The sequence below is a fragment of the Bartonella sp. MF74HXZ genome (assembly GCF_042194445.1).
Taxonomy (GTDB): domain Bacteria; phylum Pseudomonadota; class Alphaproteobacteria; order Rhizobiales; family Rhizobiaceae; genus Bartonella; species Bartonella grahamii.
Genome location: NZ_JBHIMW010000002.1, coordinates 302,709 through 318,216, shown reverse-complemented (window position 1 = coordinate 318,216; position 15,508 = coordinate 302,709). Strand labels below are relative to the sequence as shown.

Annotated in this window: 16 protein-coding genes; 4 read left to right on the top strand and 12 right to left on the bottom strand. The window is 39.1% G+C overall.

Annotated features, from left to right (window positions below):
* Nucleotides 1-6: 6 nt before the first annotated feature.
* The 5 genes from ACFIJ8_RS02660 to rpmB form a co-directional block, all read right to left on the bottom strand.
* Nucleotides 7-384, bottom strand: coding sequence for a DNA adenine methylase (locus ACFIJ8_RS02660; protein WP_375628112.1), 378 nt, complete (start codon nt 382-384; stop codon nt 7-9).
* A 201-nt stretch (nt 385-585) separates the two neighbouring features.
* A complete protein-coding gene (locus ACFIJ8_RS02655; RefSeq protein WP_375638945.1) occupies nt 586-765 on the bottom strand; it encodes a DNA adenine methylase in 180 nt (59 codons plus the stop codon).
* Nucleotides 766-898: 133 nt separating this feature from the next.
* Nucleotides 899-1,066, bottom strand: coding sequence for a transposase (locus ACFIJ8_RS02650; protein WP_372440006.1), 168 nt, complete (start codon nt 1,064-1,066; stop codon nt 899-901).
* A gap of 349 nt (nt 1,067-1,415) precedes the next feature.
* Nucleotides 1,416-2,099, bottom strand: a complete 684-nt coding sequence (locus ACFIJ8_RS02645; RefSeq protein ID WP_375638944.1) for a VUT family protein — start codon at nt 2,097-2,099, stop codon at nt 1,416-1,418.
* Nucleotides 2,100-2,218: 119 nt separating this feature from the next.
* On the bottom strand, nt 2,219-2,536 hold the full coding sequence (gene rpmB / locus ACFIJ8_RS02640) for a 50S ribosomal protein L28 (RefSeq protein WP_273787609.1): 318 nt from the start codon (nt 2,534-2,536) through the stop codon (nt 2,219-2,221).
* Nucleotides 2,537-2,833: 297 nt separating this feature from the next.
* Here rpmB and ACFIJ8_RS02635 point away from each other — a divergent pair, with 297 nt between their 5' ends.
* The 3 genes from ACFIJ8_RS02635 to ACFIJ8_RS02625 all read left to right on the top strand — a co-directional run bounded on the left by ACFIJ8_RS02635 (nt 2,834) and on the right by ACFIJ8_RS02625 (nt 6,458).
* Entirely contained in the window at nt 2,834-3,616 is a 783-nt protein-coding gene (locus ACFIJ8_RS02635; RefSeq protein WP_273787608.1) for an SURF1 family protein, read from the top strand.
* Between the two features lie 720 nt (nt 3,617-4,336).
* A complete protein-coding gene (gene purH, locus ACFIJ8_RS02630; protein WP_375638943.1) occupies nt 4,337-5,956 on the top strand; it encodes a bifunctional phosphoribosylaminoimidazolecarboxamide formyltransferase/IMP cyclohydrolase in 1,620 nt (539 codons plus the stop codon).
* 349 nt (nt 5,957-6,305) lie between these two features.
* Nucleotides 6,306-6,458 carry a DUF1127 domain-containing protein gene (locus ACFIJ8_RS02625; RefSeq protein WP_273787606.1) on the top strand — a complete coding sequence of 51 codons (153 nt, stop codon included), beginning with the start codon at nt 6,306-6,308 and terminating at the stop codon, nt 6,456-6,458.
* Between the two features lie 916 nt (nt 6,459-7,374).
* On the opposite strand, the gene ACFIJ8_RS02620 is transcribed toward ACFIJ8_RS02625, so the two are convergent.
* The 3 genes from ACFIJ8_RS02620 to htpX form a co-directional block, all read right to left on the bottom strand.
* Nucleotides 7,375-9,120 carry a heparinase II/III family protein gene (locus ACFIJ8_RS02620; RefSeq protein WP_273787605.1) on the bottom strand — a complete coding sequence of 582 codons (1,746 nt, stop codon included), beginning with the start codon at nt 9,118-9,120 and terminating at the stop codon, nt 7,375-7,377.
* 64 nt (nt 9,121-9,184) lie between these two features.
* The gene (locus tag ACFIJ8_RS02615) at nt 9,185-10,549 is read right to left on the bottom strand and encodes an RsmB/NOP family class I SAM-dependent RNA methyltransferase (RefSeq protein ID WP_273787604.1); all 1,365 of its coding nucleotides are present in this window, start codon (nt 10,547-10,549) and stop codon (nt 9,185-9,187) included.
* A 47-nt stretch (nt 10,550-10,596) separates the two neighbouring features.
* Nucleotides 10,597-11,643 carry a zinc metalloprotease HtpX gene (gene htpX, locus ACFIJ8_RS02610; protein WP_273787603.1) on the bottom strand — a complete coding sequence of 349 codons (1,047 nt, stop codon included), beginning with the start codon at nt 11,641-11,643 and terminating at the stop codon, nt 10,597-10,599.
* Nucleotides 11,644-11,726: 83 nt separating this feature from the next.
* Here htpX and ACFIJ8_RS02605 point away from each other — a divergent pair, with 83 nt between their 5' ends.
* Nucleotides 11,727-11,942, top strand: coding sequence for a DUF1674 domain-containing protein (locus ACFIJ8_RS02605; protein ID WP_375638942.1), 216 nt, complete (start codon nt 11,727-11,729; stop codon nt 11,940-11,942).
* 136 nt (nt 11,943-12,078) lie between these two features.
* Here the strand turns inward: ACFIJ8_RS02605 and rpsP are convergent, their stop codons facing one another.
* The 4 genes from rpsP to ACFIJ8_RS02585 form a co-directional block, all read right to left on the bottom strand.
* Nucleotides 12,079-12,453 (bottom strand): 30S ribosomal protein S16, encoded by a 375-nt coding sequence (gene rpsP, locus ACFIJ8_RS02600; protein WP_273787601.1) that lies wholly within the window; start codon nt 12,451-12,453, stop codon nt 12,079-12,081.
* A gap of 16 nt (nt 12,454-12,469) precedes the next feature.
* Nucleotides 12,470-12,799 carry a chorismate mutase gene (locus ACFIJ8_RS02595; protein WP_375638955.1) on the bottom strand — a complete coding sequence of 110 codons (330 nt, stop codon included), beginning with the start codon at nt 12,797-12,799 and terminating at the stop codon, nt 12,470-12,472.
* A gap of 24 nt (nt 12,800-12,823) precedes the next feature.
* Complete coding sequence (ffh, locus tag ACFIJ8_RS02590) at nt 12,824-14,392, bottom strand: signal recognition particle protein (protein ID WP_375638954.1); 1,569 nt, start codon at nt 14,390-14,392, stop codon at nt 12,824-12,826.
* Between the two features lie 230 nt (nt 14,393-14,622).
* On the bottom strand, nt 14,623-15,279 hold the full coding sequence (locus tag ACFIJ8_RS02585; protein WP_375638941.1) for a carbonic anhydrase: 657 nt from the start codon (nt 15,277-15,279) through the stop codon (nt 14,623-14,625).
* Nucleotides 15,280-15,508: the final 229 nt, after the last annotated feature.

Below are 15,508 nucleotides of genomic sequence, written 5' to 3'. Positions count from 1 at the left end.
AATTTCCTAAAGATCCTTACTCAAAATTACGAGTTCATTTGATTTTTTATTGTTTCCCATACCGTAAGTCCATTCAGGATTAAGTATTGTATGTCCTTTATAAAGTTCTCTAACTTCCACACAATCATTATAAGATAAAACCCATCCTTGACGCTTTCTCAAAAGTTCAGCAAGAGCTTGATGATCAAAAGAATTATGTTTATCGCCTTTGTGACCGTAAAGTTTTTGATTAATAAGATATGGAGGATCACAATAAAGAAAATCGTTAAAGTGTTTAGGAGTACTTTTTGAAAAATCTCTGTGTTCCACTGTGAAATTTTCAATCTTAAAATCTTTAAGTCGTTCAATAGAATGATAATTGAATCGAGGATGTCCTAAAGACATACCGCCAGAAAGTGTTGTTCCGAAAAAAAGAGCAATTAAGAGTAAGAAAAAACGGCAGCAATTTCTAATTGATTTTTAATATTCCCAAAAGTTTTGTGGAGATTATAAAACATTACGGGAGTCATATCTTCATATTCTCTCACTTTTTCTGCAAGAGCTGAAGCATCCCTCTAAAGCATCTGCCAAAAAACAACAAGCGGCTTAAAAAGCATCATAAGCATAAACTTTTGTTCCTCTTTTTGCTAAGGTTAATTCAATTGATCCCCCTCCTACAAAAGGAGAACATAAAGTTTTTTGCTTCCTTATATAGTTATTAATAATCATAGGAACAGCACGACTTTTCCCTCCCAGATAACGAAGAGATAATTTTACAACAGGCAACTCCCTAGTCTCTCTCTGTTTTTTCGAGGAAGTTAAGACCAAATTATCCAATAAAGCTTTGTATGATCTCTTTGATTTATCATTTTGTTCATATTATCAGCTCCAAGTATCACATTTTCTAACCTACAATTATCTAAAATAAATACTCGAAGCGTTTGCCAAATTCTACAGAGATCGCATTATAACAAATTGTAAATTCATTAACATATCTGCACAAACATTTGTTACTAAAATAATGATAAATACCAGTATAACCAAATTTTAAAACTGTCAAAAAGGACTTGATACCATTGGTATTTATTTTTCTATTTATATACTACCCAAATGTATATCGAAATATTTTTTCCTTTATAAGAACCAAGTTTCTTATAGCTCAAATAATCATAAGTAAGACATCACAATTCTTAACAAGACATTTTTTGGCCTTTATAAGAGCTTTATTACCTGTTTTTAATACTGATAAGATGCTCTTATCTCATACTGAATCAGTCAAAACTATCTCCTTACACATCATAAGCATAGATGATGTATGGATAAATACAACTTGAGAAAAGAAGCAAAATCCCTTTTTTGAATCCACTCAAATTCTGTTCTTAGAAGACATAACGCACAACCTTCTCTGCTTTAGCAAAACAAAAGGACAAAGATCATTATTTGTTACAAACAAAAGAAGAATCATCCTTTGAATGACTTTGATAAAGAGGAAGCTTTACAATATTAAGAATTGTTCCATAGGGAATCAACATAAACAGGCTCATAACAATTTTTACCGAAAAATCACCAAAAGCAAGCGAGAGCCAAACTGGCATGCCTATCCCTCCCAAAACAGTACTCTCCACCAGTGAACTATCAGCATAGTCTGTTATCTTATCAAGAACAGCAAAAGAGCTAGAAAAAGCAAGAGCAAAAAACAGCACTGTATCCAAAGCCGAACCAACCAACGCTGCTGCTAAAGGTGCTTTCCACCATGTTTTACGTCGCAAAGGAGTAAAAACAACAATATCAAGGAGTTGCCCAAATAAAAATGCAAAACTAGAAGCAAGTGCAAGCCGTGGTGTCGCCAATATCCAAGAAACAAAGATACCCGCAAAAAAACCAGCATAAACCACACGCCGCGCAGCAGATGGACCATAAAAACGATTGGTCAAATCATTAATCAGAAAAGCAAATGGATAGGTAAAAGCCCCATAAGTCAACAGCTCATTTAAATCAAACCAGTAGACAGGATATTGAACAAAAATATTAGAAGCAGTGACAGCAAGGCACATTGCTAAAATAGAAAAAACAATATACCTCTTCTTTTGCTGTTCTCGTAAAGGACTGCTTGAGGGCATTTTTTTAACCTATAATACGGAACCAATAAAATTAAACGATCAACCTGAAAAAAACTTAACTTCTAGAACAGAAAACCGGAATAAAAGCGCCAATAAATCAAAAAGAATGGCGCTAACAATTACGCTGCTTGTTCAGCCTTTTGCTCACCTTCTTGCTCAGCTTTTTTCTTAATGATTTGTCGTTTTAGCAAACGCGCACGTTGCGACAACTCTTTATCGTCTGCTTTGACTAAAAAACCATCAAGTCCACCACGATGCTCAACAGAACGCAACGCACTTGCTGAAATGCGCAAGCGATAACTTTGCTGCAACACTTCTGAAATCAATGTCACATTGCAAAGATTTGGTAAAAAACGACGCCGAGTCTTATTATTCGCATGGCTAACATTATTACCATACAGAACCGTCTTCCCTGTCAATTCACATGCACGAGACATAAACTTCACCCTTAAACTCTAAGAAACTTTCAAATCCCCATACCCAAAGGACACAATGAACGTAAAACACGCACAATGCAACCTTGAACGGGCATCATTGGGAAGTCTCTTTCTAATAGGGGGTCGACAACAAAAGGTCAAGTCTTTTATAAAACCTTTTTCATATCTTACTGGCTCATTCTTCATCTTTTTCCTCAATAAGGCGTGCAAATTCCACCAAAAAGCGTACAAAATGTTTTTTTTAAATACATACCATGTTAGAATAAAAACTTATTGTCCCGAAAGGAAGCATAAATCATGAGCAAAAAAGAGCCCCCCATGACAAAGCTTCAGGAAGATTCTTGCCGTTTTTCTTCTTTTTTGTTTGGAACTTTATGTATTTGTTTTTTTCTTCTCTTCAGTGCATTAGGTATATGGCAAGTACAACGGTTAAACTGGAAAACAAATCTCATCACCAGTGCCAATCAGCGCATTCATTTGCCCCCCATAAAAGCCCCCCCAAAAAATCAATGGTCAGATGTTACTTTTGAAAAAAATGAATATCAACCTGTTGTTACCACAGGAAAATTTTTAACAGATAAAAATATTTTAGTCACTGCTGCCGCTCAAAATACTACAGGCTATTGGGTTTTGACTCCTTTACAAACGGCTGATAATACACTGATCTTTATCAACCGTGGCTTTATCCCCATGGATGAACGTAACAATTTTCAAAACTCAGAGCAATCGCATACAAATGCCTCATCTCAGCAAAATTCGACCACAGACACAGAACAAACAACAATTATAGGTTTATTACGCATGAGTGAAAAAAATGGATTTTTCCCGCGTAAAAATAATCCGGACAAGAATTTATGGTATACGCGCGATCTCCCTGCTATGGCACAAAAACTTGGTCTGTCCACTGTTGCCCCCTATTTCATTGATGCCAGAAAAACATCTCCACAAGCAAACCTTCCCGTCGTTGGTCTTACGATTGTCCATTTTCGAAATAATCATCTCGTTTATGCAATCACGTGGTTTATTTTAGCTGCTGGTGTGTTAGGAGCTTTTCTTTTTCTGCTACGGCAAAAAAACTAAAAAAAGACCTCTTCCATCTCAAGTAACAAAAATTTTTAGAATCTTGGAAACTGATAAAGAGAACAGAATCTACTAACTTGCGCCTTTGTTAAATAAAGATCATAGGCATACAATGAATCTTTATACCATCCACAAAAGATTTACGCGACACTCTTCAAAAAACCATCATAAAACGAGGGATGATTCATTAAAAATGTAATGCCCAAAAATGTGAAACAATGCATTATCTCCACTCTTAAAAAAAATTCATTCTAAAAAAACATTGTCATAAACGCTTTTGAAAAACATACAGCCAAATTTAAAAATGATAGGAAAGATAGGCACTCATTTTTGCCTTTATAATTTTATATTCTTGCTTCATTAGATTGTTTCCCATCTCAGAGATTACTCCAATTGATATACGCAATACTTTCGCCTTCATCTAGTATAAAAGCTAATATAGCAGAGAACATACGGATGCATTTTTTGTTTCAAAACTGCTATGAAGATGAGATGTTGAGTTATAAGCAACAAAAAAACATTTAATGTCTCAATGAGACTTTATACCTATCACCACATCTCAAATGAGAGTGTTTTTACAGGATAATAAAAAAAGGTGAGTCACCCTATATTCTAAAAAGACAGTTTATCCTTTCAGTGTATTTTGCTAAAGGCTTATGCTATAAATCTATAAGCTTGTTTTACTAGAATTTTAACTCTTTCATTTTTAAGGCTTCTGTTATGGGTGTTATTGCCAAAAATTTTCCCATACCTGATCTTCATCGGGTTCGTCGTGTTCTCTTTTCTGTGTCTGATAAAACGGGTGTGGTTGCTTTTGCACAAGCCCTTCATACTACTTACAATGTTGAATTGATTTCAACAGGGGGAACAGCCAAAACCCTCATAGCGGCTGGTTTACCCGTAAAAGATGTTGCTGAAGTTACCGGATTTCCTGAGATAATGGATGGGCGTGTAAAAACACTCCATCCTTTGATTCATGGTGCTTTGTTAGGGGTAAGAGAAGATCCTAGCCATAGGGAAGCTATGGAAAAGAACAGCATTCATGGAATTGATCTTTTGGTGGTGAATCTTTATCCTTTTGAAGAGACGATTCTATCGGGAGCCGATGGGCAAACGATTCTTGAAAATATTGATATCGGTGGACCGGCGATGATTCGCGCCGCGGCAAAAAATTATGCTTATACTGGTGTTGTAACAACGATAAAAGATTATGATTCGATTCTAGCTGAATTAAAGCAGCATAATGGATGTTTAAGCTTATCTATGCGTCATCAGCTAGCAATGCGCGCTTATGCACACACCGCCGCTTATGATACGGCAATAGCATCGTGGTTTGCACGGGATTTAAAAATTGAAATTCCATCGTGGCAGAGTTTTTCTGGTCATCTTGAGAGTGTTATGCGCTATGGGGAAAATCCACATCAACAGGCAGCATTTTATCGCAATAATGAAAAACGTTTTGGTATTGCAACAGCAAAACTTTTACAAGGCAAAGCACTTTCTTATAACAATCTGAATGATACAGATGCAGCCTTTGAGCTTGTGGCAGAATTTGATCCGCAAAAAACCGCTGCTGTCGCTCTTATTAAACATGCCAATCCTTGTGGTGTTGCGGAAGGAGAAAATTTGAAAGAAGCTTATTTGAAAGCTCTTATGTGTGATAATGTATCGGCATTTGGTGGAATTGTTGCTTTAAATCAAACCCTTGATGAGGAATGTGCTGAAGAGATTGTTAAAATTTTCACAGAAGTGATTATTGCTCCTGATGCCACAATGGCGGCACGTGAAATTATTGCCAAGAAAAAAAATCTTCGTTTGCTCATTACAGGTGGAGTTCCTGATCCACGCTGTGGAGGACTTCTTGCGAAAACACTTGCAGGAGGCATTTTAGTGCAATCGCGTGATAACGTGGTGGTTGATGATCTTAAATTGCAAGTAGTGACAAAGCGGGCACCAACTCAAGATGAAATGCGTGATCTTCAATTTGCTTTTCGTGTAGCAAAACACGTTAAATCAAATGCTATTGTATACGCGAAAAATAGCGCAACAGTTGGAATTGGAGCCGGACAAATGAGCCGCATCGATTCAGCAAAAATTGCCGCAAGTAAAGCAGCAGAAAGTGCGCAAAGAGCAGGCTTAACAGAAACTCTCACAAAAGGATCGGTTGTTGCATCAGATGCATTTTTTCCTTTTGCAGATGGTTTATTAGCAGCAGCTGAAGCAGGAGCAACAGCAGTTATTCAACCAGGAGGCTCCATGCGTGATGAAGAAGTTATCACGGCTGCTGATGCGCAGGGTTTAGCGATGGTTTTCACAGGAACACGACACTTCCGCCATTAATAATTTTGCTGATTCTCTCTATTATATGAGACAAATGTTTCAAGGAACTGTTCATAATCATCGTATGACTATTGATAACTGTTGAAATGGAAGCAGTTATTCAATCCAAAGAATCTACTCGTGAAGAAGTTTATCACCACAGAAAATGCACATAATTTAATCATTATTTAGGGATAGGATATTGTCGTTGTTAATATTTTAATGGTTTCCCTTTCACATGAGCAAAATGTTAAAGGGGTATTATCTTGTATGTAGATGCATACCTGTTATGATATTATAACACAACTCTTTTTAGTAATATGCTCTATTCTTAAACCAAAGAGTGAAATGAAAAGTTTGAGTAGAGGATATGAATATTCTACGTTTTTATAGTAATTGGCGCCGTTATCGTCGAACCGTTAATGCATTAAGTTGTCTTTCAACATATGAACTCAGCGATCTTGGAATTTGTCGCGGTGATATTGATTCGATTGCACGACGTTATTCGCGTAAATCTTTATAAAAGTTGTTTGAAGCATTTGAGAGAGTGCTTTGCTATGAAAAAGCGCGCATTTTGTGGTTTGTTATTATGACTTCATTTTTAGTATAATAACAAAGAGTAGAAGGGTTGTCTTTCTCGGGCATTGCTATGTATTGTTTCTCGAACTCTCAGTGCTTCTATGATGTAAAACTTTTGATTTATAATGATAATTTAGCGTTATTCATATTGAATTAGAACCCCGAATACCGTAAGATTCTCCCATCAAAATCTATGTATGTTGAATCAACCAAAACCATTCGCTTGCACGTTACAAGCGGAGGATCCTGTGTGGATAAAAACTATTAAGAAAAGGCTAAAAATGCCTCTTATGAATCATCTCTAGTGCCAAGAGCTGTTCAAAACATTAGGCACTAATAAATAGTGTGATGGTGCTGAATTGCTCCTTGCGTAAAGATGAGGTGCTTCATGGATTTACCGTTATACCCATCACAGACATCGTCGCGAAACAGGCTTGGAAGTATTAAGGGATTTTTCTTTAATATAAGTCCGTGAATATGCAATAAATAGCGCTCTGTTTTTCGTGAGAAACGTAACCCTATTAATGCAACTCTCTCAGAGATAAATATTAATCCCAACAGCACACTTAAGAACTTATAGAAGATAAGCAACAGCTTTATTTTCTCTCCACATCTTTAAAGAATGAAGATCCTTAACCAGTACTCATCTGTCAACAATGGTCTATCAAAAACTCTTTTTTCGAGAGCCAATCCCTCTTAGCATCACCTCATGAGATTCTATGAGCAAACCTTGCCTAAAAACATCCAACCTATACTCTAATAAAATGCTTCATGTATAAAATTTATATGATCTTCAAATTTTGAGAATATTACCACAATAAACGATGATGTTTTGCGACACGAAGATAAAACGCAATATACTATGGGTTGGAATAATGTTCTGATTTTTTATCAAACGCTTTACGGATAAAACGCCAACGAACTTTTTCCTGAAATGCAGGACGAAAATATAAAACAATCTGTTGTGTCCGCTGTGGACCTGTTAATTCTGCAAAATCAATCGAATCTTCAAGACAAATATCTGCGTCAGGCGATACAAAATACCATACTTGTTCGCTCTTCACGTTCTCGTTCTTTACAGCTAAACACACACGTTTGCCATCATAGTTAACTTCAACTTGTGGATGAAGATGAAACCGAACAGCAACATGATCTTGTTCATTTTGCACACTCTTGTGTCTCTTTCCCCCTTTATTTGGCATAAAAAAGCGATCAAAACCTTCGATCATATCTCCATTTGTTGCCAAAATAAGACCACGCTCATGAATAAGATTAAAGGGTCGCACATAACCATTATGACTCGCAATAAAACCCGTCTTCTCTGAATCCTCTATACGGCGCACTTGAACATCCGTTGGTCCATCAAACAAAAATGGCGCGCCATTTTTCTTTTTCTGATAAAAAGCACCCACTGAACAATCATTAAGCGTAGCTGTTGAATGTGCTGCAGTAACACGCCCTAAATGTCGATAATCTTCCCGACCATCAGGATTAACACCAGTATTGATAATAAAACGGTGCCCTTGTGAAGACATTTCAAAAGACAAACATCCCGAACAAGCCTGCTGTGCTACAAAGCGGGGTGGAAACTTTCCTGTATCTGCAAGCACTGTTGTTTGATTGGCTTTTAAGCGCTGAAATCCTGAATAACGGGCATAACTAAAAGGATGCCCTCCTGTTTCATCAAGCTCCAAAAGGGACGATAACCGTTCCGACACAAGGGGACCAACCCCATTAAAATGAGCCAACGTTTGATCCTCATGGATAAAGAATCGTAAAGCTGGCAACATACGCTCAACAGAATCAATCAAAATACGTGGTGCTGTTTCATTGCTACGCATAAAAAGATGCCGTAACGACAATAAATCCGATAACAAATTCAGCAAAATAACAGGACTACGAGAAATATGCCCACCATCAACTAGGATTTGACGGGAAAGCTCTTTTATAAGTGTGGTTTGTACCTTTTTTTTCACTGCCACAGAAACAGGCAAAGCAAGAGATGCGAACGTCAAAGCCGCTGCTGCTTGTAAACGTCGGTCATCATGCTCCATACTGCAAATTGTTACGCGCAAATAACGAAATTGCAAACCAAGCGCACGTAAAAAGCGTTTTTCAAACCGCTCACTTGCTCCTTCTAACAACATTTTCGAGTGACAAATCCATGAAATCAAGCGCCGCGCCACAACAGGACCACTCCAAGCAAGCCCTTTTACCTTCTTGCCAGCATGGTCAAACCAATCTTCTAAAAGAGAACGTGCGTGTGCAGAAGCTAAATCACTTCCTGCTGCCTCCATATGGCGCAACCAATGAAAATCATGTAGAGCTGCTTCCCATTCTAGCGTTGGTGGAACCAATGCAAATGGCGAAACAGCACCAGAATGAACAATGTGACCAGCAAAAGCAAAACGACCATGATAAAATTCATGCGCCATCATAGGATCAGCCACATGCAAATCCATGGGATGCGCTAAAATTTTATGAGGACGAAACCCTGAAAACCGCCAACGAAACAATGGTCCAACCCATAAACGCCGCATAACATTCTGTATCGTATCGATACAGGCTGCCACTTTTACCTGAGGAGCTTTTACCGCAACCGCCAAAATTTCATCTCCATTTATGCTGATTCAAATACAATTTCGACCATTTTTGTAAATGAAGAGTTAATTAAGCAATTTTTCGTAAGCGTGCAGCAAAAAAACCATCCATTCCTAAAAATGCGGTTTTCTCAGCATCAAAATTTTTATGACAAAAATCCGCAGGCGTTGTACGTAACATCCCCCCACAAAGCAAATGTGCCAGTGCTCCCATTTCCTCTGGATAAATAGGTTCTAAAACAATGTCATTGCGTGTCGATAAAATTTTTTCAATAAGATCTTCACCTTCTTCTCTTGCCAATGAACAATTGGAAAAAATAATCCGTCCCCCCACCTTTACCAAGGAAATTGCTGCGACAAGTAAATCATTTTGCAACGCCGCTAACTTGACAATATCATCCCTCGATTTCGTCCATAAAATATCTGGATGACGACGGATCGTTCCAGTAGAAGAACAAGGAGCATCGAGAAGAACCGCATCAAAAAGCTGTGTGGGATGGAAATTTCTCACATCGCCCTGCCAAATGTGAACTGAAAAATGAAGCCGTTCCATATTTTCTTTTAAACGCTTTACGCGGTTAGCAGAAAGCTCAATTGCTGTCACCTGCGCTCCTTGTAAAGCCAATTGTGCTGTTTTTCCCCCAGGGCTCGCACAAAGGTCAGCAACTCGTTTACCCCGAAGTGTTCCTAATAAACAAGCAGGCAACGCTGCAGCAAAATCTTGAACCCACCAAGTTCCTTCACTATAGCCTGGTAAATCAGAAACAGAACACTCCAGACGATTCAATCGAACAGAACCATTGGGCAACACCACACCGCCAAGCCTTTCAGCCCATCCAACACTATCAGATTTCACTGTCAAATCAAAAGGGGGTTCCACACTTTGAATTGCTATAATTTGATGCGCCTTTTCTGTTCCATAAGCTGACATTAAAAGCTGTCCAAACCACGCTGGCACACCTTCAATGGAAGGAATTTGTTGGCGTAAAGACACCGCCTCACGTGCAATATTGCGTAAAAGAGCATTCACCACCCCTGAAAAACGGCGCATTCGAGGGTCAAGTTTCGCCACACGCACAGCTAAATCAATAGCCGCATGATCTGGAATATCAAGATAAAGAATTTGTGCAACACTGATATGCAAAAGATGCTGGAGTGAAAGTGCTTGTGAAGGCAAAGGACGCGCTAAAAGGCGTGAGAGAGCTGCCGTAATCTGCCCTCGATGACGCAATGAAGCTGTTAAAATAGCCCGACATAACAAACGATCTCGTTGTGAAAGCTTTAAATATTGTGGATGTCCGTGTTCATTATCCGTCAAACCAGACAAAGGCGTGTGCTTATCAACTACCGCCCCCAAAAGACGCACACACACCTGCCGAACAGCTAATCCTGGAACATTTTTTTCAGACACATGCCCCGCTTTTTTGTGTTTCAAAACACCACCTTTATATCACTGTTTCCTTAAAAACTCCCTCAATAACTCTATGAACGAGATCTTTTTGAATTTTCATAACGAAGCCAAGAAGGACGTTTTGTAACACGCTGAAAAGAACTGTTTTCTTGCTCACCTAATGCATGAGCCTGACCACTATGAAAATCTCCATAGTTCATCCCGTTGCTTTTTTCATGTATAGTGTCTTCTTTATTCCATCCCACACTTTTGGCAAGAGCCCCTTTCATCTCTTCTGCTTGCTGATAAAGAGCAGCAATACGATTTGCAGTTGCTGGATGTGTAGAAAAAAGACTATCCGCTCCCTCACCACTCAAAGGATTAATAATAAACAGATGCGCAGTTGCTGGATTATGCTCTGCTTCTTCATTATATACTCCACGTCCCCCATCAGCAATCTTACGCAATGCCGAAGCCAACCATAAAGGATTACCACATATTTCAGCCCCTCTCCGATCCGCAGCATATTCACGCGTACGACTAATCGCCATTTGCACCAGCATCGCTGCAAAAGGTGCCACAAGCAGTGCAATAAATCCTCCAATTGCCCCAGCGCCATGAGAATCTTCTGAAGAGTTACGCGGTCCTCCCATAAAGAAAGCAAAATTACCAAGCATTGAAATTGCCCCAGCAATCGTTGCTGTTAGAGTCATTGTTAAGGTATCACGATGCTCAATGTGTGCGAGCTCATGCGCCATAACGCCGGCAATTTCCTCTGAGCTCAACCGCTCTAACAATCCAGTACTTGCAGCAACAGCAGCATTTTGCGGATTACGTCCCGTCGCAAAAGCATTTGGCTGTGCATTCTCAATAACATAAACCTTTGGTTGAGGAAGAGAAGCCCTTTGCGCTAAATCGCTTACAATCTTATAATAAACTGGTGCTGAATGCTGATCAACTTCACGCGCCCCGTACATGCGTAAAACGATTTTATCCGAATTCCAATAAGAAAAAAAGTTTAAACCACTTGCCATCAAAAGAGCAATGACCATGCCACCGCCCCCTCCAACAAGATAACCAACTCCCATAAAGAGAGCAGTTAAAAAAGCCAAAAGCATGGCTGTACGCATTATATTCATTACTCAAAAAACTCCATGATAAAAGTCAATCAATATTATATGATGGTGTTTTCTTTCTGCTTCTTCAATGGAATAGGTGTAAAATGAATAAAAAAGATGAGAATACAAGCAAAAAAAATACAACTGTCGTTAAACAGCAATCTCTTTCTCCCGCAGCACAACGCGCCCTTAAAGAAGCTGAAGAAAGGCGAAAAAGCGCAGCAAAAAAAGAACAACCTTTAGAAAACGGCGGACGCGGCGGAAAAGACCCTTCCCGCTATGGAGACTGGGAAATTAAAGGCCGCGCTATTGACTTTTAAAACCATTGATTTTTAAAAAACCAGCGCTGTTTAAACAAGCAGCTTTTTAAAGAAAATCCGTTTTTGATAGACAAAAACGGATAATATTTATTTTTCTAAAGCTTTTAAAGACACGTTGATTAAACAATCATGCTTCTCATGCTGAAGCAGATTCTGCTTCAGCCGCTGCCGCTGCTTCTTCTGCCGCTTGCTTTGCTGCTGCTATACGTTCTTGTGCTTTTTTACCCGGTTCACCTTTATGTGGATTATTACGGGTTGGACGCTTTTTCAAACCAGCTGCATCTAAAAACCGTAAAACGCGATCTGTTGGTTGTGCCCCTTGCCCAAGCCAATATTGAATACGTTCTTCATTAAGTTTTACCCTCGGTCCATCTTTAGGCAACATTGGATCCCATGCACCAACACGTTCAAGAAACCGCCCATCGCGCGGACTACGAACATCTGCAACGACGATATGATAGTAAGGACGTTTTTTTGAACCTCCACGGGACAAACGAATTTTCAATGCCATATTTTATCTCCTATTGTCAGCTCTGGCTTTCGTTTAAATTAACTTTTTTTATTTTTTGCTCTTCAGCAATAACTTCATGATGACGCACAACTTCTTTAATAATAAATTTTAAAAATCTTTCAGCAAAATCAGGATCAAGATGACTATCTATAGCCAATTGCCGCAAACGCTCTACCTGATATTGCTCACGCAGAGGATCTACTTTAGGCAAATCATAACGCGCTTTTAAGCGCCCAACAGCTTTCGTACAACGAAAACGCTCTGCTAAGATATGAATCAAAGTTGCATCAAAATTATCAATAGATGCTCGTAAATGTGCCAATTCGTTTAATACTGTTTCCTGCATCATATTCCTTTCCCTCTTTACATCTTATTTTTTCTTAGGATGCTGAGGAAATTTTCCCCTATCAGCAATGTCATTGGAAAGACCAGGAAATGTAGGTCCACGCTTGGGAAGTCCGGGCAAGAGCTTCCCTCCATTACCATTTTCAATTTGCTTTTGAAGTGTTGAGAATTGCTTTGGATCCAATCCCGACAAATCAGGCATAGCTGGAGAATTCCCCCCAAAATTTCCCATACCACCAAAACCCATTTTGGAACCAAGTCCTCCCAACATTTTTCCCATAAAACCACTTTTTCCTTTACCACCCATAGCTTTCATCATATCAGCCATTTGGCGATACATTTTCAAAAGTTTATTAATATCAGCTGCCGTTGTACCAGATCCCTTAGCAATTCGTTGTTTGCGGCTATGTTTTAAAAGCTCTGGATTCGCCCGCTCTTGCGGTGTCATAGATGAAATAATGGCCAATTGACGATCAAACAAACGATCATCAAGCCCCGCAGCCGCAATCTGCTCTTTGACCTTCCCCATTCCTGGCAACATGCCCATAATACCGCCCATTCCACCCAGTTTTTTCATTTTCTGCAACTGTTCTGCAAGATCATTTAGATCAAATTTTCCGGCTTGCATTTTTTTTGCAAAAGCAGCAGCTTTCTCATGATCCATTGTTTCAGCAGCTTTTTCAACCAAAGAAACAATATCCCCCATTCCGAGAATACGATCAGCAATACGGCTGGGATGAAACTCTTCTAAAGCATCTATTTTTTCACCAGTTCCAATTGCTTTAATTGGTTTACCTGTAACCGCACGCATAGAAAGAGCAGCACCACCACGCCCATCACTATCCATACGTGTTAAAATAATCCCTGTAATCCCTACACGCTCATCAAAAGAACGAGCAAGATGAACGGCATCTTGCCCTGTCAAACTATCAGCCACCAACATAATTTCATGAGGAAGGGAACATGCTTTAATTTCAGCCAATTCGAGCATCAAAGCTTCATCAATATGATTACGTCCTGCTGTGTCAAGAAGAAGCACGTCATAACCACCCAATTTAGCAGCCTGCACGGCACGTGATGCAATATCAACGGGCAGCTGTCCCGCAATAATAGGCAAGCTTGCAAGTTTCGCCTGTTCTCCCAATTGGCGCAACTGCTCCTGTGCAGCGGGACGACGTGTATCTAATGACGCCATAAGAACTTTTTTATTGTGCTTATCAGTGAACCGTTTCGCAAGCTTTGCTGTTGTAGTTGTTTTTCCGGAACCTTGCAAACCAATCATCATGATAACAACTGGAGCTGGTGCATTTAAATCACTCAGAACGCTTTCATTTCCAAGAATATGAACCAATTCATCATGAACAATTTTAACCACCATCTGGCCTGGTTTAATTGATTTAACGATTTCGGCCCCAACGGCTTTTTCCCGAACCCTATCGGTAAAAGAGCGTACAACATCAAGAGCAACATCAGCTTCCAATAAAGCGCGACGAATTTCACGCAGCGCCTCTACAACATCCTGATCCGATAAAGCGCCACGTCCCGTCAAATGAGACAGGATAGAACCAAGTCGCTCTTGCAAGGATTCAAACATCATTTACCTCATTGTTGCATAACAAACAAACCAAAATAGCATCCGAGAACGCATCGCGCCGTCGGATGTTGACCTCTGAGATCTCTTTATACCCTTAAACTGGGGTCTCAGTCGGTGGCTCCAAGTTAATTTTGTCACTGAAAGCTTGCTCCTTCAAACAATAAAACCCCAGCTTTGTCAAGTTTTATCATAAAATGTCTTTTTATACGAAGAAATAAAAACAGCAAATACTATACTTCAAAACTTTCAACTTCAACACGCATAAAACAACCTGTTTCCTGTTCCATACTCCATAATTTCCCGCTAGAGATATCAAACCAAACCCCGTGTAATGTCAAAAAACCTTGATCTTTGCGAAGCTTTATCCACGGAAACGTCTCTAAATTTCTCAACGAATGGCGAATAGAAAGCTGCTCTAATGCCGTCTGTTTTTCTGGCCAAGACAGCGACTTATTATTCAAAACGATTTCTGCTGCTGGTGCTAAGAGACTTATCCATTGACCAATAAAATCATTTGATGATAGAGATTTACATGTCTCTTTAAGAGCAGTACGAATGCCTCCACAATGGGCATGACCAAAAACGACAATATGTTTCACCTCGAGCAATTGCACAGCATATTCAAGAGCTGCTGATGTTGCGTGATATTGATCATCAGGAGAAAAAGGAGGAACCACATTTGCCACGTTGCGCAAAGTGAAGATTTCCCCTGGCTTAGCATCAAAAATCATTTCTGGCACTGCACGCGAATCACAACAAGCAATGACCAAAACTTCAGGTTTCTGCCCTTCAATCGCCAATTGCTGATAATGTGCTATTTTATATAAAAAATGATTGTTTATAAAACTTTGGTAACCACTTAAAAGTCTTGCTGGTAAACGCGCCATTCTCTCTTTACTTCTGCTTCTTTTTTTACTTTACATTTTGTATATTTAAAAAAACAAACTATTAACATACAAAAATACTAAAAATGCCCTTTCTCTGACGCAAAATATTTCTTTAAAGTACAAACTATTACTAAAAAATAGCAAAAACAAACTCATTCTTTCCAAATAAAGAGCTGTTTTCTTCAGGAAGAAGGTGTTACAGTATACAAAAATATGATGGTCTGCTTTT

What these genes read in the sequence shown, in the direction of transcription:
- htpX (WP_273787603.1), bottom strand. Translation starts at nt 11,643, where the DNA reads ATGAATATAATGCGTACAGCCATGCTTTTGGCTTTTTTAACTGCTCTC.
- ACFIJ8_RS02595 (WP_375638955.1), bottom strand. Translation starts at nt 12,799, where the DNA reads ATGCAGGAAACAGTATTAAACGAATTGGCACATTTACGAGCATCTATT.
- rpmB (WP_273787609.1), bottom strand. Translation starts at nt 2,536, where the DNA reads ATGTCTCGTGCATGTGAATTGACAGGGAAGACGGTTCTGTATGGTAAT.
- ACFIJ8_RS02605 (WP_375638942.1), top strand. Translation starts at nt 11,727, where the DNA reads ATGAATAAAAAAGATGAGAATACAAGCAAAAAAAATACAACTGTCGTT.
- ACFIJ8_RS02645 (WP_375638944.1), bottom strand. Translation starts at nt 2,099, where the DNA reads ATGCCCTCAAGCAGTCCTTTACGAGAACAGCAAAAGAAGAGGTATATT.
- ACFIJ8_RS02625 (WP_273787606.1), top strand. Translation starts at nt 6,306, where the DNA reads ATGAATATTCTACGTTTTTATAGTAATTGGCGCCGTTATCGTCGAACC.
- purH (WP_375638943.1), top strand. Translation starts at nt 4,337, where the DNA reads ATGGGTGTTATTGCCAAAAATTTTCCCATACCTGATCTTCATCGGGTT.
- ffh (WP_375638954.1), bottom strand. Translation starts at nt 14,392, where the DNA reads ATGTTTGAATCCTTGCAAGAGCGACTTGGTTCTATCCTGTCTCATTTG.
- ACFIJ8_RS02585 (WP_375638941.1), bottom strand. Translation starts at nt 15,279, where the DNA reads ATGGCGCGTTTACCAGCAAGACTTTTAAGTGGTTACCAAAGTTTTATA.
- ACFIJ8_RS02635 (WP_273787608.1), top strand. Translation starts at nt 2,834, where the DNA reads ATGAGCAAAAAAGAGCCCCCCATGACAAAGCTTCAGGAAGATTCTTGC.
- rpsP (WP_273787601.1), bottom strand. Translation starts at nt 12,453, where the DNA reads ATGGCATTGAAAATTCGTTTGTCCCGTGGAGGTTCAAAAAAACGTCCT.
- ACFIJ8_RS02660 (WP_375628112.1), bottom strand. Translation starts at nt 384, where the DNA reads ATGTCTTTAGGACATCCTCGATTCAATTATCATTCTATTGAACGACTT.